Here is a 17845-nt window from a genome sequence, read left to right as displayed (position 1 = left end):
ATTTTCGATTCAAAAGTAAGATGAATTTTCACCTGATATAAATTTTTCTTACCGAATGGTAGAATTTGAATTCTGAACCGTTGGTTTTGGTTTAAAGGCCGGAAAAGACTTTAGAAAAAGAATCTTTTACTGCTATTTTCAAAAAGATCCTGAATTCGTAAGGTGTATCCGTAAATGTTTTTTAAATTTAACCTAAAATCACTTTAAATCATTTAAAAATGAAAGCTAAAACATTATCATTATTGGCAGCGGGTGCTCTGTTTGTAGTTTCGTGCGGAACGACAAACACGTACCAAATCATGTCTAAAAGCAACACACAAACCGGCGGAACGGCAAAATTTACCCAAAAGGGCGATGAAGTTGTTATGAAGCTGGATGTAACCAATCTTACTCCGGGAATTCATGCGGTACACATCCACGAAAAAGGTGACTGCTCTGCAGCAGACGGAACTTCTACAGGAGGGCACTGGAATCCGGCCAAGGACGATCACGGAAAATGGGGAGCCGAACATTTCCATATGGGAGATATCGGAAACCTTACTGCCGATCAGAACGGAAACGCCATGCTGACTTTCAAAACCGACAAATGGTGTCTGGGATGTACAGATGAATCTAAAAACATAATCGGAAAAGGAATGATTATTCATGCTTCCGCAGACGATTTTCATACGCAGCCTACGGGAAATGCAGGCGGAAGAGTGGGATGTATAGAGATTAAATAAAGCCTTAATTCAATAAAAAAACCGTTGCCTTCGAGAACCTCAGGCAACGGTTTTTTTGTGCTATTTTGTTACCGGCTTCGCCGATTCAAATTTTAAGATTTTACATTCATATCTGCGATGATGTTCATCGCTTCCTGAAGATAAAGGTCTTTTTTCAGATTTTTGATCCAGATTTCAGATTTCTTTTTGAAAGCTTCATCCTTTTTCTCTCTTTCTATTTCATTAGGATACATCAAAAACTGAAGTCCGTTTTCAAATTTAGTTAGAGACTTGAATTTTTCAATCTGAGCTTTTCTTTGTTTCGTAACCTCATTGAACTTATCAATATTCAAAGTAATAGATTCTTCCTTGTCCAGTTGTTCTCTCCATTGTGCGGATTCAAGCAGTAATTGGTATTTGGCATTTTTCGCCATTCTGTCTGCACTTGCTTTTTCCAAAGCCTGAATATTGAAATAATTAAGTTTCTGGAAGTTGGTGGAAGGTATTTTATCCCAAGCTAAAGCATAATCATCATATCGCTCTCCTATTTCAGCATAGGTAAAGAAATCTTTCATTTGTATATCGGAAACAATCCCTTTTCTCTGGGTAGATTCGCCGGTAATTCTATAGAACTTCTGAATAGTAAGCTTTAAAGATCCGAAATCATCTTCTGTATTTAAGAATCTGTTAAGATCCACAAAAGTCTGTACCGTTCCCTTTCCGAATGACTGTGGAGATCCGATAATCATTGCTCTTCCGTAATCCTGCATTACTCCGGCAAGAATTTCCGAAGCTGAAGCGGAAAGCTCATTCTGCATAATCACCAACGGACCCGTCCAGATTGGCGCTTCCTGTTTGTTTTTAAGGGTCTGGATTTTTCCGTTTCCGTCTTTTACCTGAACATAAGGTCCTGCATCCATGAAAAGTCCCATAATATCCCCTACTTCGGTAAGAGATCCTCCTCCATTATTTCTAAGGTCGAGAACAATCCCTTCAATATTCTGCTGTTTTAGCTTAATGATCTCATTTTTAATATCATCAGAAGCATTTCTTCCATTTGGATTTTCAAAATCTGCGTTGAAGCTTGGTAAATTAATGAACCCATATTTTTTTCCGTTCGGAGAATTGATGACAATACTTCTTGCGAAGGTATCTTCTATTGCAACTTCTTCCCGGATCATCGTTACATCTTTAATCGTTCCGTCTTTTTTCTGAACAGTTAACGTTACCGGTGTTCCTTTTTCCCCTCTGATCAATCGTACCGCTTCATCGGAAAGCATTCCGACAACGTTTACCGCATCTTCCTTCGGTTTAGACTTTACCTTTAAAATTTTATCCCCTTCTGAAAGCTGTTTGGACTTCCAGGCCGGTGCTCCTATAGTTAAAGCACCCAGATACAGATTCCCTTTTTTCTCCTGGATGATTGCCCCGATTCCGATTACTTTTCCTGTAAAATTGGTATCGAAGTCTTCTTTATCTTTCGGTGAGTAGTAATTGGTATGCGGATCGAAAACCTCGGTATAAGCATTCATATAAACGGTAAACCAATCCATTTTCTTTCTCTTTTTAAATCTCGTAAAGGTTTCTTTTACAAGATCTTTCACCTCATCCGTTGCTTTTTTAATCTTCTGATCCGGTGCTATAGGCTCGTACTTGATCGTATCTTTCAGCTTATATTTCTGAACAGAATCTTTCTTTTCCTTCTGCGCTTCCTCTTTGCTGTTCATGGATTCAATTTCCTGAAGAATATTGTATTTAATGAATTTTTTCCACTCATTATACATTTCCTCTTTGTTCGCAGGAGCTTTTTTAATTTTCGGTTCAAGGATCAGTGATTCGTCTTCATGAAGGTTGATCGGTTTACTGAAAATATCCTGTGTCATTTTATCGATTTCATCAGCACGCTGGTATAATCTGTCGACTGTAAGTTTATAAAACGTAAGATCTCCCAGATTAATATAATCATCAAGTTTGGTTTCGTGCTTTGCGAATTCATCCATATCCGATTGCAGGAAATATCTTTTGCCCGGATCTACCAATTCGAAGTAATGCTTGTAAACATCTTTGGAATACGCATCGTTAATTGGTTTTGGGCTGTAATGCAAATAAGAAAGTGTATTTTTTACGCTCACCATTATCGTCTGCATCTTTTCATCATCATTTTTAGGCGAGTTGAAACAAAACATTAGACTTGTTAATGGAATTAGGAGTAAAAATTTATTTAGCTTAAAATTTTTCCACATAAATCTGTAATGTATTTTATTAATTTTTTAAAAAAGTATTTTAATAAGTAGTAATTTTTAATTAACTGTTACAAATTATCAAATTTAATACCTTCTTTACAAATATCAGATAGTTTTAAGTATTTTTGTTAAAATTTAATTTTAATATGGAAAAACCACTTATTCTGGTTACTAATGACGACGGGATTACAGCACCTGGTATCAGAAATCTTGTAAGTTTTATGAACGAAATCGGAGAAGTAGTTGTTGTAGCACCGAACTCTCCACAAAGCGGTAAAGGTCACGCCATTACCATCAATTCTACCCTCAGCTACGAAGAAGTTCACCTGGAAGGTCCGCAAAAAGATTTTTCCTGCAGCGGAACTCCTGTAGACTGTGTCAAGATGGCACTTGATAAGATATTGCCGAGAAGACCGGATATTGTAGTTTCTGGGATCAATCACGGTGCCAATTCTTCTATTAATGTTATTTACTCCGGGACGATGTCTGCGGCGGTAGAAGCAGGTGTAGAAAATCTTCCGGCGATCGGTTTTTCACTACTTGATTTCAGCTGGGAAGCAGATTTTACACAAGCAAAAGAATACATTCAGAATATTGTTAAAAGAACCCTGGAAAACCCAATGCCTAAAGGTGTTGTTTTAAATGTAAATATTCCGAAGCTTTTAAAAGAAGAAATAAAAGGCGTAAAAGTCTGCAAACAGGCTCATGCCAAATGGGAAGAAAGCTTTGATGAAAGAGTAAATCCCCACGGTAAAAAATACTACTGGCTTACCGGATATTTCAATAATATGGATGAATCTGAAGATGCGGACGAAACAGCTCTTGCGAACGGATACATTTCCATTGTTCCGGTAAAATTCGACCTTACGGCGTATGAGTATATGAATACACTGAGTGAAGTAATGAAGTTTGATTAAATCTAAATATTGAGGCGTAAATTTGTTTTACGCCTTATTTTTTGTCCTTTTGTCTTGAAATCGAAGATTCGACGTCGTCAAACAAAAGAACGAAAAGTTTAAGACTTGGGAACTTTTGCTAAAAATTAATTCTATTCTCTAAAAATTCTAAAACTCGCGCGAATTTAAGATTTGTTCTTCGGTTCAAATAGTTATCTCGCGTCAAACATTAGAATTTTTGACGTTCACAGAATTAATTTTTTTAACGTTCCATTTCCCTATGTCATATTAATTCATAAATAGCTGTGAAAATTTGTACAAATCTGTGAAGAAAAATTAAAATAAAACTCTATCCTCCCTCCTCAATTCTTCCAGATACTTAACCTTATCATCGCGATAAAATAGATTCATGGTTTCAAAAGGAATTAATTTCAGGTCTTTGTTGACAATATGCACGCAGGATTTCTTTACAGCCCGGACATCAAAATCGTGAGCATCCATAAAATTCATGATGATAATTCTGAAAAGATTATCATAATCGAGATTAGGAGCAGAAACATCGGGAAGACAGCATAATAACTGATTCACTTTAGGTTTTACTTTATCCACAGAAATTCCGGTGCTGAAAATATCCAGCAGCTGCATCTGAAGGCCGGTATCCTGCTCGTAGACGATTGTGTTTTTCGTTTCATTGTTCAGGAGATCAGCAGGATTGATGTATCGTGTTAAAGGAATAATTTCGCCTTCCAGTTTCAGAATATAGCCCATTGCCAAAGCATCCGGATTACACGGAACGGGAATAATATCATCAGAATTCAGAAGTGGAAACTGGTTTAAAATTTCCTGCCTTACTTCGGTCAAGGTAATTTTTTCATGTGCTGAATCATCACGGTTTCTTCCGGCAATTTCTACGGGCTGAAAGGTAATTCCGCGAACGCATTTTTGTTTTAAGGCAAAATCAATAATTTTTCCGATCTCATCAATATTCTTCCCTTTCTGAAGTACAATAACAAGTGTTGTGGAAAGATTTAAGGCATTTAATTTTTCCAAAGCTTTCATCCGGACATTGGTAAGATCTTTTCCCCTGAAATCTTCCAGAACTTCCGGTTTAAAAGAATCAAACTGAAGATAAATTTCAAATTCCGGAGCGTAGGTAGCCAGTTTTTCTGCAAATCCCGGATCATTGGCAATTCGTACACCATTGGTATTCAGCATTAAATGCTTAATCGGTTTTGATTTGGCAATATCCATGATTTTAAAAAATTCAGGATGAATGGTTGGCTCGCCTCCGCTGATCTGGACAACATCCGGCTCTCCTTCATTTTTAACAATGATATCGAACATCGCTTCAATTTCTTCCAGACTTCTGTGGCTTCCGTAATGGGGCGAAGACATCGCATAACAGGTCGGACAGGTGAGATTGCAACGGTCGGTGACTTCCACAATAGACAGGCAGCTATGTTGCTCATGATCAACACATAAACCACAATCATAAGGACACCCGTATTCTACATCTGTTCCAAAATGAACCGGCGTTTCCGAAGCTTTATTGTAATTTCTGATATTTTTATAATACTGAACATCAGAAGCAATTTTTGTTTTGAAAAATCCGTGATCGGGACATCTTTTGGTCATGAAAACCGCTTCATCTTCAATAATGATCTTTGCGCCTACTCTTTTCAGGCATTCCGGGCAAAGACTGATGGTATAGTCGTAATAGGTATAGTTTCTTACTGGCATAATTTATTTTTACATTCCTCCACAGACGAAGCCACTGATCAGCCCGCCAACAAGCATTGATATTAAAACTGTTTTCCAGAACTGTTTACTCGTAAATTTTCTTTTATTATCCCATTCGTAAATGATCTGTACAAAAGCTGCTACAAAGACTGAAACAACCAAAAGTACAACTAAAATGATTGCTATTATGAATATAACTAAGCCAGTGAGATCTCCAACTTCAAGTAATGTTAATAATTTCATGAGTAATATTTAACGTGAATTTACAATTTTCGCTGATTTAAGCTTAAAGAAATAATAAAAAATTATAGCAATACACACCAACTGTATTGTTCCAAGTCCTGCAATGATATCTACTTTAGGCTTGATAAAATCCAGCATAAATCTGAAGCTGAAGTAACAAATCATAAATAACTGAAAGATAAATCCTGACGGAAATTTATTTTTTTTCTTAATTATTTTTAAAACAATCCACAAAACAATAAGGAAAACAATTTCATATAGAGCAACAGGATGTCTCAGATACTGATCTCCCAGATGCATTCCAAAAAAAGAATCTGTAGGAATACCATATGTTTCTTCATGAATTCCTGTAAGAAAGCAGCCTATTCTTCCGATAATCATTGCTAGAATTAATGGAAAGACAATCAGATCTCCTGTGCTTTCTTTATGGCCGATAATTTTTTTTGCCCATTCTACTCCAATTAATCCAAAAGCCAGTCCGCCAACAATCGTATTATTTGTCCAAAATCTTTTGAAGCTAAAATTTTCAAAAAGAGTGTATGGATTTTCTAAATTTCCAATTAGTTTGGAACCTATTAAGGCTCCCGCTGTAGCTCCTATTAAAACAGCTGCAGAAGTATTGAAAGACATCTTTTCAGCGGACTTTCTTTTTAAATAAAAATAATAGCGCATACCGATGAAAATTCCTGCCGCTTCAAAAAGCGGATGTGCAAGGATTGCTTTATCAAAAATGTTGAAGGTTACAGGAAAATCCATGGCTTCAAATGTATTGCTTTTTAAAATATATACAGGAATTCTTCTTAATTTTCATACCAAATTCATTTCCTGATGCTGATAATTCATCCTTTCGGCATGGTAAACGAGCCTTTTTGCATGGAAATTGAGCCTATTAGGTTCGTCAGTGAACCTTTTTGCTTCGTCATCCACCCTTTTTGCATGGTTAACCACCCTTTTAGGCTCATCAATGACCCAACTTACATTGATATTCAAGCTTTTTGCTTCGTTCACGATCCTTTTTAGGTGATTAATCCTATTTCTGCTTGCAAATGTTATTTCAGAATGTGGATTTATAAGGAATTTCTATTAATCTGAGCTAATTTAAAATTTAAAATCAATCTTTTTCCTTATTTTTATTTAAATATAATTTTCCAAATTATGAGAATAGAATATGATATAAAACTGGGTTTTAAGGATGTGATGTTTCGCCCGAAACGTTCCACGTTAAAATCCCGTTCGGAAGTTGACCTGGAAAGAGAATTTATCTTCAGACACACCCGAAAAAAATGGAGCGGTGTTCCTGTAATTGCCGCCAACATGGATACAGTAGGAACATTTGAGATGGCCGTGGAGCTTGCCAAGGATAAAATCATTACCGCAATTCACAAACATTATACACCCGAAGAATGGACTTCTTTTCTGGATTCGCAGCCGGACAGTATTCATCAATATATTGCATTAAGCACCGGAACCGGTAAATCTGATGAAGAAAAAATTCGCACGATCCTTGAAAAGCATCCAAAAATCGAGTTTCTCTGTATTGATGTGGCCAATGGTTATTCGGAGCATTTTGTTGAATTTGTGAAGAATGCAAGGGCCAATTTTCCCGATAAAATCATCATTGCCGGTAATGTGGTTACCGGAGAAATGGTGGAAGAACTTCTTCTGGTAGGTGCCGACATCATTAAAGTGGGAATAGGCCCCGGATCTGTATGTACAACCAGAGTAAAGACCGGCGTGGGATATCCCCAGCTTTCAGCGATAATTGAATGTGCCGATGCAGCGCATGGATTAAAGGGACACATTATTGCAGACGGCGGCTGTAAAGTTCCCGGAGATGTGGCTAAAGCTTTTGGTGGAGGAGCCGATTTTGTGATGTTGGGCGGAATGTTTGCAGGACATGATGAAAGTGGCGGTGAAATCGTTGAAGAAAATGGGAAAAAATTCCGTCTCTTTTATGGGATGAGTTCGAAAACAGCGATGGATAAACATTCCGGAGGTGTTGCGGAATACAGAGCATCGGAAGGAAAAACGGTTAAAGTTCCTTACAAAGGTCCGGTTTCAGAGACCGTAAAAGATATTCTGGGCGGCGTCCGTTCTACCTGTACTTATGTAGGAGCATCCACATTGAAAGAGCTGTCTAAAAGAACTACTTTTATCAGAGTTCAGGAGCAGGAAAACCAGGTATTCAAAGATTAGATCTTGAGAGCTACATTTAATATTATCAACGGAGATTATCTCGCCGGAAGATTGAATCAAACAATAATTTCGGGCGAGATAATTATCTGTAGAGAAGCCTTGGTTACAGGACCTTTACAGGCTGATCATCCGGATGAATTCTGGAAAATGCGGGCAGAATTTATTTCCGAAAATTATTCTGATAAAAAAGAGAATTATTATCATAAAGTCGTCTCCGAATTTGAAAAGATGAAAAATATTCCGGACCATTCTGAAGTGAATCTCTGGTTTGAAGATGATCTTTTTTGCCAGGTGAATCTGTGGTTTTGCCTGACCTTACTTCCCAAAGACAGAAATATAAAAATTTACAGAGTTTTTCCAAAAAATTTATTAGAAAACAAGTGGGAAGGATTTTCGGATTCAAATGATATGGATTTGCAGGAGGCCTGGAAATCGAAAATTTTATTTGATCAGAAAGACATCGATCTGGGATGCGATTTGTGGAAAGCATATCAAAGTAACGATCGCAATACATTAAAGCAACTTTCTCTTCATCCATCAGACTGTTTTCGTTTTTTGAAAGAGTTGATCCGTGTTTATCAGAATGTTAATCCTGAAACTTTTGTCAGAGATTTAATGGAAAGCGAAACGATGAATTTCAATGCTGTTTTTGAAAAATTTCGAAATGAACTGGGAATTTTCGGGTATGGAGATCTTCAGGTAAAACAGTTTTATGATAAAATTCTCGGAGAAAAATAAATATTATTTCGTCCTGATGTATTTTTTGTTAAAATATCTCTCCAGCTGCATGCTTACATAATCTCTGGTTTCGCTTACAGAAGACATTTCATCAAAATATAATACAACAGGCACTGTTTTTATTTTATCTACAACAACAGAATCTGATGGTGTTGTTTTTAAAATATGAACTCTTTCGCTTATTTCCCTGTCATAGGCTTTTAAATCTGTGTACAATATCTCTTTAGCGATGGTATTGATATTAAAACTGATATTAAAATTCTTATATTTCTCAGGAAAAAAGTTGGTTTGCGGCAGTAACATAATAATCATACTAAAAATCCAGAATTTTTTGATCTTCCCAAACCTCATATATAGTATCACCGATGAACTTAGCAGCCAGAAAAAGATAATATTTTCGAACTGTCTTCCGATACTGTTCATGATAAATCCTAAGAACAGTAATGGTAAAAAAGAGATCATCCAAATGATTATAAGTTTTTTGAAATCATACCGGTCTGTTATTTCGGCCAGTTCTTTTTCAAAAATTTTAATAAATAATGGAATTACAATAGCTGTTTTGATAACAATATAAGTTGTATCCGCGCCGAAATAGATGATTCTTTTAAACCATTTCACGTAAAAAACATCCTGAGATTCAGTCATTCTCTGAAAATTTCCCGGGGCAAGAAATGAAATTAAAATGCCTGATAAACCAACCATTAACATTATTCTTGCTCTGGCTGACTTATTTTGAGTATTCCAATATATTATCATCCCGAATACAATCAGTGCAAGAATTTCATTGGAGCCCATTAAAATGAAAATGAGTAACAGAACCAGGCCGTACCACATTTTTTTATTTGTATCGTTATATTTCCTGCAGAAAAACACCAAAAGTCCCGATATAATAACCGGCAAAAAATATACATTGGATCCGGTAAACCAAAAGAAATGCTCTGAAATGTTCGTTAAAATAACAGTATAAAATAAAAATAAAGCGACCCCTTTACCAAGTGCCTGCAGCCAGGAATACTTAAAAAACTCTTTAAAATTAAGTGCTGAAACAGCTATGAAAGAAAAGATGAGAAAAACAGGATAAATTTTAGGCAAAATATTTTCCGGATCTTTGGAAAGTGGGATCAGCATATTGTAACCATATCCGAAATAGCGCCCTCCCCAATTCAGATAGAATTCCTGCATATTTCCAATAAATCCTAATTTTCCGGTAGTATATGCATAAATATAATCATCGGTCTGATATACATTAAAATAAGAAATATATACCAAACCGATGATCAATATAATGGAAAAAAATGCAGTAACAGAATATACTGACTTCATTTTTTTACGTTAATAAACCGCCGTCTACGTTCAGAGTCTGACCCGTGATGTACGATGCCATTTCACTTCCTAAAAACACGCAGGCATTGGCAATATCTTTTGTCTGACCTAATTTTTTCATAGGAATAGCTTCGTTCCATTTGTCTTTTGCCTTATCATCAAGCGCATCTGTCATTTCAGTCTGGATAAAGCCCGGAGCAATAGCATTGCAACGGATATTTCTGGAACCTAATTCAAGCGCTACAGATTTTGTAAACCCGATAACACCGGCTTTTGAGGCCGCATAATTCGCCTGTCCCGCGTTCCCGCTAATTCCAACTACGGAAGTCATATTGATAATAGAACCTTCTTTTGCCTTCATCATAGGCTTGATTACGGCTTTTGTAAGATTAAATACAGAATCAAGATTTACATTGATTACTTTATCCCAGTCTTCTTTTGACATTCTCAACAACAGATTATCTTTTGTGATACCGGCATTGTTGATCAGGATATCAATTTTCCCGAATTCTTTCAGAACTTCGTCTACCAATGTTTGAGCAGCATCAAAATCCGATGCATCAGACTGATATCCCTTAATTTGAGTTACAGAACTTAAAGTGGCTTCTAATTCCTTAGCTTTGTCTACAGATCCGGCATAAGTAAAAGCGATCTTTGCTCCCTGCTGGGCATACATTTCAGCGATTCCTTTTCCGATTCCTCTTGTAGCTCCCGTTATTAGCGCTACTTTTCCTTCTAATAGTTTCATATATGACAATTATTTTCTTTAACCAATTAGCCTTTTGAAGGTTGGCTAATATATACATTATTTAATTTTATCCGAATAAAACAGTGCGCAAAGATATTACAAAATGTTATTCATTGCATTTTAAATCGCGATTTTAATGAAATTTATTCTCTGTTTTTTATCATAATATGATTATTCTATAAAATTCTTTTCATTCTGTTCTGTAAAATAAATAAATTGAAAATCCTTTCCTTTCATCAATTTTATCCCTTTTTTATCCTGAACATATTTATCAAAAACCACTTCTGCCAAAGGTTCATTTTTATGGTTGGAAATTCCGAATTTATTGCCTTTTCTTATCACAAATTCATTGGCACCCGAAAAAGTAATGATATCATCATAGACAAAAGGAATAATTTCTTTGCCGTTTTCATTGAGAACTCCGTAGAAATTATCGGCATTTTTCCCTATGATCATGGGATACATTTCCAAAGGTTTAATCTCTTTCAAACCTTTCAATTCTATGTATTCTCCGTCTTTTGGTGAAAATTTGTAGTAATTATTATCTTTATTTAAAATAATGGTATTCGGAAATATTTTTTCAATTTCATAATTTTCCTTGAGGATATTTTTTAAATTTTTATCTACAATTGTTTCTTCATCGTTCTTTCTTAGATAAATATATTTTTCTCCGGCGATGGTAAGTCCTTCCACCCGGTCATATTCTTTAGGAAAAACAACTTCTCCGGATAAGCGAACCACTGCAGCCTTAGGATTGTTCTGATCCTGAGATGTTTTAAACAAACCGTTAAAAAGAGGGTTTACATATTGATAATCAAGATCATAAACCTTTCCTTCCTTCTTTGAAAAAATACTTACTTTATCATCTTTGGTAAGATAGATATATTCTCTTCCTACGAAAGCCTGATCATAGATTTCATCCGCAATAACTTTTTCCGTGTCATTAATAATTCCGTACCGGTTTTTTGCGGCATCAAGCGTTACAAGGAACGGAAATGCATTGATATTGTCTACGTTATGATCTGAAATTTTAGTTAGCGTTTTCCCGTTATTATCAATAATTTCACCGGATTTTTCACCTGTAGAAATATAAGTACGTCCTTTATAAAATCTAAGATCGGTAGTAAATGCTCTGTCTGAAACCTGTTTGCCGTCAAAATCGTAAATAAACCAACTTCCGTTTATCTTAACAAAAAATCTGTTTTCGCTGCCGAATTCTATTTTCTCCGAAAAAGGGATAATCTGTTTTCCGTTGAAGTCATAAACACATTCTTTTCCTTGTTTTGTACAGATCAGGCGGTCTTTATTTTCCCATGTCCTGAACCTGAAGTTTTCAAGAGGAATAAGTTCACTTCCTTTTTCATCAATAAGAGCTGTTTTTCCTGTGGAATTCCCTGATTTAACCTTAAGGATAAACCTGTCTTTCCAAAGCCTTGATATTTCGCTTTTAAAAGGATAACTAAAAGTAATATTTCCTAAAGAATCTACGATTCCGGATGTTCCGGTTTTGGCATCGCTGATCATTCCGTAACCTTTCGTGTAGGAACGCACTTCTTTGCCCAGCTTTTTTGTTAAGAGTATCTGTTTATACTGATCCGTCTGTCCGAGGCAAACCGACGAAAACAGCACGAAAATTAGTTTTTTCAATTAAATGGAATTATTTACGATGAGAACGATCTCACCTTTTAAGGTTTTGCTTTTAGAAAATTCAATAAGTTCAATAATTGTTCCGCGTTTGGTTTCTTCAAATTTTTTTGAGATTTCCCTGCTCAGGCTTACTTTCGTGTTTTCTCCGAAAAATTCTTTGATCTGTTCCAGCGTAGTATTGATTTTATGGGGACTTTCATAGAGAACAATCGTCTTTTTTTCTTCTGCCAGCTGCTTCAGTTTGGTCTGCCTGCCTTTTTTCTGCGGGAGAAATCCTGCGAAAAGAAATTCGTTATTGGGAAGTCCGGAAACTACTAAAGCCGGAACAAAGGCTGTGGCTCCCGGAAGACAGATCATATCAATATGATGATCTGCGCCTGCTTTTGCCAGTAAATAACCGGGATCCGAAATTCCGGGAGTTCCTGCATCGGTGATAATGGCAATATTCTGACCGCTTTTCAGATCAGCGATCACTTTATCCGTTGCCTGATGTTCATTATGAAGATGATACGATTTTAAAGGTTTGGAAATCTCGAAATGCTTCAGAAGAATTCCGGAAGTTCTGGTGTCTTCACATAGTATATAATCTACTTCTTTTAAAACACTTACTGCTCTGTAAGTCATATCCTCAAGGTTCCCGATCGGTGTGGGAACAAAATATAGAATTCCGCTCAAAATTTACGTTATAAAAATTTGTTTTCTACCAAGATCCAGAGTCTTTGTGCATACTCATCTACCTTGCTCCATTTTTTGGCATAATAAAGGTCGCTCAGGTATTCCTTTGCATCTTCTAATGTTCTGAAACTGTTCAGATTATTTACTACCTCATTCAATTCAGACTGGCTTCCCCCGAAAAGTGTTTTTGTAAAAGCAATACGATCATTTAAATCCAGTTTGAATTCCGGTTTTTTCTTTTCCGCCTCCATAAAATCCGTTGGAATATTTGTTTTTAAAATACTTCCCGTATCTTCTTTTTTCTCAATAGGTGCTGTCTGTTCCAAAGGCATTGTTCTTTCCAGATGATCATCATCAAAAAGCGTCTGTACAGCTTTTAAGCCTTTAATATGAGCCAGCTTTATTTTTTTCTCCTGCTGATATGCTTCTAAATTTTCAAAACTTTCATCGGAGGCCGGTTTATCGTTTTCTTTTTCAGGAACAGGCCTGTCAATCTCAACAATTTTTCGGCGGTCATTAATTTCTGCCAAAATAGTCTCCTGTTTTTCCTCAAGAGCCGCTTCATGCCTGATTTCCGTTACAATACTTTCTACATTTGAAGTATCCGCAGCCATTTCTCCGTGTTCGATCATGGCTTCAGAAACCGTAAAATGTTCCTCATTTTCTTCGATCAGCAGGTCTTCCTCAATAGGTTCCGTATCAAAAATACTTGGAATGGTTTTTGTAATTTCCTGCTTTTCTTCATTTTTAACATCCTTATCAAAATTATTCCGGATATTTTCTTCTTCATCAAAATCATTAAAATTTCCCTGATCATCCGAAATTTCATTTTCAAATTCATCAATTTCATTCAGCTGATTATTAAAAACGGCTTCTTCTTCTGTATGTTCTCTGCTGAACATGTCTTCATCAATATCATCATCATTTTCAGGTTCAGCATTTGCCAAAATTCTTTCTTCATCGATAAAATTCAATGTCCTGTCTGTATTGTCAGGAATTTCGTGTTCATCGGTTTCTTCCAGTTGCTTATTGAAAATATCTTTATCTTCTTGTACATCTGCTGATATAACATTTTCAGAATCAGTATTTTCTTCAACAAAGTTAACCAGTGTCTCATGAAGCTCTTCTTCAACAATTTCATTCAGCTGATTATTGAAAATGGCTTCTTCTTCCATAACAGGAAATTCTTTATTTTCGCCGATTTCATTCAGTTGGTTATTAAAAATAGCTTCTTCCTCTTCCACTTCATAATTGCTTTCAATGAAAGGTTGAGATGAAAAGTTTTCACTGTTTTTTTCTGTTGAAGAAAAATTTTCTTTTTCAAAATACTCCAGATTTTTTTCAAGCAACTTGAGAAACGAAATCCGGTTAGCAAGTTCATCTACAAGATCCTGCCGGGAAATTAATTCGTCTACATTGCTTATTTTATCCAGAATAGCGATCATATTCTTGGATTCAAAAAAAATCTTTTCCTTTAAATCTTGGATGTTTTGCATATAAGAATCTTGTTAAAAAATTGCTTACTTTTGATGTTAAAAATATACGGCTAATTTAACAAATGTTTTTAGAAAATACAATTAATCATTCCAAACAAAGTGGTTGGATGGAAGTTATTTGTGGCTCAATGTTTTCCGGAAAAACCGAAGAGTTGATCAGGAGGCTGAGAAGGGCAGAAATGGCGGGGCAGAATGTGGAGATTTTTAAACCGAAACTGGATACAAGGTATTCTGAAGAAGACGTTATTTCTCATAATCAAAATAAAATACGAAGTACACCGGTAGAAAATCCCAATGAAATTATTTTGCTGGCCTCCAACTGTGATGTAGTGGGAATTGATGAAGCACAGTTTTTTGATGAAGGCATTGTAGATGTAGCCAATCAACTGGCAGACAGTGGAATCCGAGTAGTAATTGCCGGTCTTGATATGGACTTTTTAGGAAGACCATTCGGGCCGATGCCAAATCTTATGGCCACTGCCGAATATGTGACCAAAGTACACGCGATCTGTAAAAGGACCGGAAATCTTGCCAATTATTCTATGAGAATATCCAGTGGCAATAACCTTGTGGAACTTGGTGAAACGGAAAGCTATGAAGCGGTAAGCCGCCGGGTTTTTATTGACGAAGTGCTTTTGAAGAAGAAAAAACAGTAAATTAGGCCAAAAAGAAGCCGGAAACATAAGCAATTATTTGATAAGGCCTTTGCTTATTTGTTTCCTGCTTACAATCAGCAGAACAGGCACCAATGAATTATACAGTACATCAGATTGCAGAAATCACCAATGCACAGGTTATTGGTGACGAAAAACTTTTGATAAAAAATATAGCTTTCGACAGCAGGATTATTTATTCCACCAAAAATACAGCTTTTATTGCGATCAATACGAAGAAGAATTCGGGAGAAAAGTTTATTGAGGCTGCCATTGACAGGGGTATAGACATAATTATTTCAGACCACCATGATCCGCAGTATGAAAATATTACCTGGATTATTACCGATGATTCTGTTGCATTTCTCCAAAAACTTGCACAATATCATTTTGAAAATGCTCATATAAAATCTGTTGGAATTACGGGAAGCAATGGTAAAACTATTTTAAAAGAATGGCTGTATCAATGCCTGTGGAATGAATTCAAAACGGTAAAAAGTCCTAAAAGTTTTAATTCTCAGATTGGCCTTCCTTTATCTTTGCTTCAGATTAATGAGTCCCATGCGCTGGGAATTTTTGAGGTAGGGATCTCGAAACCTGATGAAATGGAAAAGCAGGAAAGTATATTCCATCCTCAGATCGGGTTGCTGACGCATATCGGTACTGCGCACCTCGCCAACTTCAAATCTGAGGAACAACTGATTGATGAAAAAATCAAATTGTTCAAAAATTCGGAAGTTATTATTTACAATGGTGATAATTTATTGGTTGACAGTAAAATAAAAGAACTTTATTCAACAAAAAAATTAATTACTTACGGCTTTAAGGAAAGCAATAATGTACATTTCAAAAATAATTTTTCAAGAGGAAAGGATGTCGTTGTTCATTATTTTAGTGAACAAATAAGCTTTCCTGTTAATCAACGGGACGAGGCAACGTTAATCAATGCTCTGGCACTCTTAACTGTTTTAAAAGAATTAGGGATCAGCAACGATAAGATCATAGAAAAAATCAATGCGCTGAAAGCTGTAGAAATGAGGCTTGAAGCTATTGAAGGAATTAAAAACAATATTGTTATCAATGATTCTTTTAATCTGGATCTGGATTCCTTAAAAACAGCCCTGCAATTTTTAAATGAATATAATAAACCAAAAAAATCCCTGGTCTTAACGGAAATCGTTGGAGTGAATTCAAATTCAAAAGAACTGTACGAAGAAGTATCCGAACTGGTAAATGAGCAGAAATTCGATTCTGTTTTCCTTATTGGTCATGAAATATCTAAATACAGTGAATTATTTAAATCTAAAACTTCTACTTACATTAACACTCAGGAATTAATTGATAGTAAACACCTTACGGAAATAGAAAATCAGATTATTCTTCTAAAAGGTGCGAGAAAATTTGAGATTGAAAAGCTTAAAGATATTCTTGAACTCAGAAAACATGATACCGTTCTTGAAATTAATCTGAATGCAATTCTTCATAACATCAATTATCATAAATCTTTACTGAAGCCTTCCACTAAAATGATGGCAATGGTGAAAGCCAATGCCTACGGCCTCGGAAGCTATGAAATTTCAGAATTCCTGCAGCATCATCATATCGATTACTTAGGAGTGGCTTTTGTAGATGAGGGCGTTGAGCTTCGTAAAAAAGGAATTACTGTACCGATTGTTGTCATGAATCCTGAACAACACAGTTACGAAACTGTGATTGCCTACAACCTGGAGCCGGAAATATACAGCTTCAGGGTACTGGAACAGTTTTATGAATCGGTACAGAAATCAGGATACGATAAAAAATATCCAATCCATATTAAACTTGAAACAGGAATGCATCGTCTTGGTTTTAAGGATTTTGAGCTGGATGAATTAAGCAGCACTTTAGCTCGAAAGAATGTAAAAGTAAAAAGCATATTCAGCCATTTATCATCATCTGATCTTTCTTCAGAAAAAGAATTTACTTTGCATCAGCTTGATACATTTGAAAAAAACTCAAGTTATCTGATAAAACACCTAGGCTACACTCCTACCCGTCACATCCTGAATTCTTCAGGAATAACCAATTATACAGATTATCAATATGATATGGTAAGAATTGGCATCGGAATGTTAGGAGAATCACCAAATAGTGAAATAAATAAACAGCTTCGGTCTGTGGTAAGTTTTAAAACCGTAATCTCACAAATATCGTATGTAGGAAACGGAGAATCCGTGGGTTACAGCAGAAAATTTAAAACAGATCATCCCACAAAAATAGCCACAATACCAGTTGGTTATGCCGACGGTATTCCAAGACTGATAGGAAATCAGGTGGGGAATGTGGGAATCCATAAAATATTGGCTCCTATTGTCGGAAATATCTGCATGGATATGATGATGATTAATGTAGATCATATTCCTGATGTAAAAGAAGGCGACACAGTAACGGTATTCAATGCAAAACCAACCCTGAAAGAATTCGCAGATTACTGCAAAACAATAACCTATGAAGTATTAACCTCCATTTCGCCACGTGTGAAAAGGATTTATGTAAAAGATTAACTT

General features: G+C 35.8%; 15 protein-coding genes. 6 read left to right on the top strand and 9 right to left on the bottom strand.

The window, feature by feature from the left end; genetic code table 11:
* Nucleotides 1–218: 218 nt before the first annotated feature.
* Nucleotides 219–722: a superoxide dismutase family protein gene (locus ODE14_RS14430; RefSeq protein WP_248389224.1), complete on the top strand. Its 504-nt coding sequence runs from the start codon at nucleotides 219–221 to the stop codon at nucleotides 720–722.
* A 92-nt stretch (nucleotides 723–814) separates the two neighbouring features.
* On the opposite strand, the gene ODE14_RS14425 is transcribed toward ODE14_RS14430, so the two are convergent.
* Nucleotides 815–2944 (bottom strand): carboxy terminal-processing peptidase, encoded by a 2130-nt coding sequence (locus ODE14_RS14425; protein WP_263601924.1) that lies wholly within the window; start codon nucleotides 2942–2944, stop codon nucleotides 815–817.
* Between the two features lie 146 nt (nucleotides 2945–3090).
* On the opposite strand from ODE14_RS14425, the gene surE reads away from it, so the two are divergent.
* The gene (surE, locus tag ODE14_RS14420; protein WP_263601923.1) at nucleotides 3091–3861 is read left to right on the top strand and encodes a 5'/3'-nucleotidase SurE; all 771 of its coding nucleotides are present in this window, start codon (nucleotides 3091–3093) and stop codon (nucleotides 3859–3861) included.
* A 315-nt stretch (nucleotides 3862–4176) separates the two neighbouring features.
* Here surE and ODE14_RS14415 read toward each other — a convergent pair whose 3' ends face one another.
* The 3 genes from ODE14_RS14415 to ODE14_RS14405 are packed head-to-tail and all read right to left on the bottom strand — an operon-like array spanning nucleotide 4177 to nucleotide 6579.
* Nucleotides 4177–5580 carry a radical SAM protein gene (locus ODE14_RS14415; RefSeq protein ID WP_263601922.1) on the bottom strand — a complete coding sequence of 468 codons (1404 nt, stop codon included), beginning with the start codon at nucleotides 5578–5580 and terminating at the stop codon, nucleotides 4177–4179.
* Between the two features lie 9 nt (nucleotides 5581–5589).
* On the bottom strand, nucleotides 5590–5823 hold the full coding sequence (locus tag ODE14_RS14410) for a hypothetical protein (RefSeq protein WP_248389232.1): 234 nt from the start codon (nucleotides 5821–5823) through the stop codon (nucleotides 5590–5592).
* A gap of 9 nt (nucleotides 5824–5832) precedes the next feature.
* Nucleotides 5833–6579 carry a prolipoprotein diacylglyceryl transferase gene (locus ODE14_RS14405; protein WP_248389234.1) on the bottom strand — a complete coding sequence of 249 codons (747 nt, stop codon included), beginning with the start codon at nucleotides 6577–6579 and terminating at the stop codon, nucleotides 5833–5835.
* A 399-nt stretch (nucleotides 6580–6978) separates the two neighbouring features.
* On the opposite strand from ODE14_RS14405, the gene ODE14_RS14400 reads away from it, so the two are divergent.
* Nucleotides 6979–8019 (top strand): GMP reductase, encoded by a 1041-nt coding sequence (locus tag ODE14_RS14400; RefSeq protein ID WP_248389238.1) that lies wholly within the window; start codon nucleotides 6979–6981, stop codon nucleotides 8017–8019.
* A gap of 3 nt (nucleotides 8020–8022) precedes the next feature.
* Nucleotides 8023–8757, top strand: a complete 735-nt coding sequence (locus ODE14_RS14395; RefSeq protein ID WP_263601921.1) for a DUF1835 domain-containing protein — start codon at nucleotides 8023–8025, stop codon at nucleotides 8755–8757.
* 3 nt (nucleotides 8758–8760) lie between these two features.
* Here the strand turns inward: ODE14_RS14395 and ODE14_RS14390 are convergent, their stop codons facing one another.
* The 5 genes from ODE14_RS14390 to ODE14_RS14370 form a co-directional block, all read right to left on the bottom strand.
* Nucleotides 8761–10080: a DUF6056 family protein gene (locus ODE14_RS14390; protein ID WP_263601920.1), complete on the bottom strand. Its 1320-nt coding sequence runs from the start codon at nucleotides 10078–10080 to the stop codon at nucleotides 8761–8763.
* 4 nt (nucleotides 10081–10084) lie between these two features.
* A complete protein-coding gene (fabG, locus tag ODE14_RS14385) occupies nucleotides 10085–10828 on the bottom strand; it encodes a 3-oxoacyl-[acyl-carrier-protein] reductase (protein WP_248389241.1) in 744 nt (247 codons plus the stop codon).
* A gap of 171 nt (nucleotides 10829–10999) precedes the next feature.
* Nucleotides 11000–12475, bottom strand: coding sequence for a WG repeat-containing protein (locus ODE14_RS14380; protein WP_263601919.1), 1476 nt, complete (start codon nucleotides 12473–12475; stop codon nucleotides 11000–11002).
* A complete protein-coding gene (gene rsmI / locus ODE14_RS14375) occupies nucleotides 12476–13150 on the bottom strand; it encodes a 16S rRNA (cytidine(1402)-2'-O)-methyltransferase (RefSeq protein ID WP_263601918.1) in 675 nt (224 codons plus the stop codon).
* Between the two features lie 8 nt (nucleotides 13151–13158).
* On the bottom strand, nucleotides 13159–14646 hold the full coding sequence (locus tag ODE14_RS14370; protein ID WP_263601917.1) for a hypothetical protein: 1488 nt from the start codon (nucleotides 14644–14646) through the stop codon (nucleotides 13159–13161).
* A gap of 62 nt (nucleotides 14647–14708) precedes the next feature.
* On the opposite strand from ODE14_RS14370, the gene ODE14_RS14365 reads away from it, so the two are divergent.
* Nucleotides 14709–15302 (top strand): thymidine kinase, encoded by a 594-nt coding sequence (locus ODE14_RS14365; protein WP_248389244.1) that lies wholly within the window; start codon nucleotides 14709–14711, stop codon nucleotides 15300–15302.
* 92 nt (nucleotides 15303–15394) lie between these two features.
* Nucleotides 15395–17842: a bifunctional UDP-N-acetylmuramoyl-tripeptide:D-alanyl-D-alanine ligase/alanine racemase gene (locus ODE14_RS14360; RefSeq protein WP_263601916.1), complete on the top strand. Its 2448-nt coding sequence runs from the start codon at nucleotides 15395–15397 to the stop codon at nucleotides 17840–17842.
* Nucleotides 17843–17845 lie beyond the last annotated feature (3 nt).

This window comes from Chryseobacterium sp. PET-29 (assembly GCF_025736815.1).
In the GTDB taxonomy this organism is placed as follows: Bacteria; Bacteroidota; Bacteroidia; order Flavobacteriales; family Weeksellaceae; genus Chryseobacterium; species Chryseobacterium nepalense.
Note: the sequence above shows the minus strand (reverse complement) of the source record. Positions and strands in the feature narration are given on the sequence as shown.

Bases quoted from the DNA above. Each gene is read 5' to 3' on its own strand.
- ODE14_RS14430 (WP_248389224.1), top strand. From the start codon at position 219: ATGAAAGCTAAAACATTATCATTATTGGCAGCGGGTGCTCTGTTTGTA.
- ODE14_RS14425 (WP_263601924.1), bottom strand. From the start codon at position 2,944: ATGTGGAAAAATTTTAAGCTAAATAAATTTTTACTCCTAATTCCATTA.
- surE (WP_263601923.1), top strand. From the start codon at position 3,091: ATGGAAAAACCACTTATTCTGGTTACTAATGACGACGGGATTACAGCA.
- ODE14_RS14415 (WP_263601922.1), bottom strand. From the start codon at position 5,580: ATGCCAGTAAGAAACTATACCTATTACGACTATACCATCAGTCTTTGC.
- ODE14_RS14410 (WP_248389232.1), bottom strand. From the start codon at position 5,823: ATGAAATTATTAACATTACTTGAAGTTGGAGATCTCACTGGCTTAGTT.
- ODE14_RS14405 (WP_248389234.1), bottom strand. From the start codon at position 6,579: ATGGATTTTCCTGTAACCTTCAACATTTTTGATAAAGCAATCCTTGCA.
- ODE14_RS14400 (WP_248389238.1), top strand. From the start codon at position 6,979: ATGAGAATAGAATATGATATAAAACTGGGTTTTAAGGATGTGATGTTT.
- ODE14_RS14390 (WP_263601920.1), bottom strand. From the start codon at position 10,080: ATGAAGTCAGTATATTCTGTTACTGCATTTTTTTCCATTATATTGATC.
- fabG (WP_248389241.1), bottom strand. From the start codon at position 10,828: ATGAAACTATTAGAAGGAAAAGTAGCGCTAATAACGGGAGCTACAAGA.
- ODE14_RS14370 (WP_263601917.1), bottom strand. From the start codon at position 14,646: ATGCAAAACATCCAAGATTTAAAGGAAAAGATTTTTTTTGAATCCAAG.
- ODE14_RS14365 (WP_248389244.1), top strand. From the start codon at position 14,709: ATGTTTTTAGAAAATACAATTAATCATTCCAAACAAAGTGGTTGGATG.
- ODE14_RS14360 (WP_263601916.1), top strand. From the start codon at position 15,395: ATGAATTATACAGTACATCAGATTGCAGAAATCACCAATGCACAGGTT.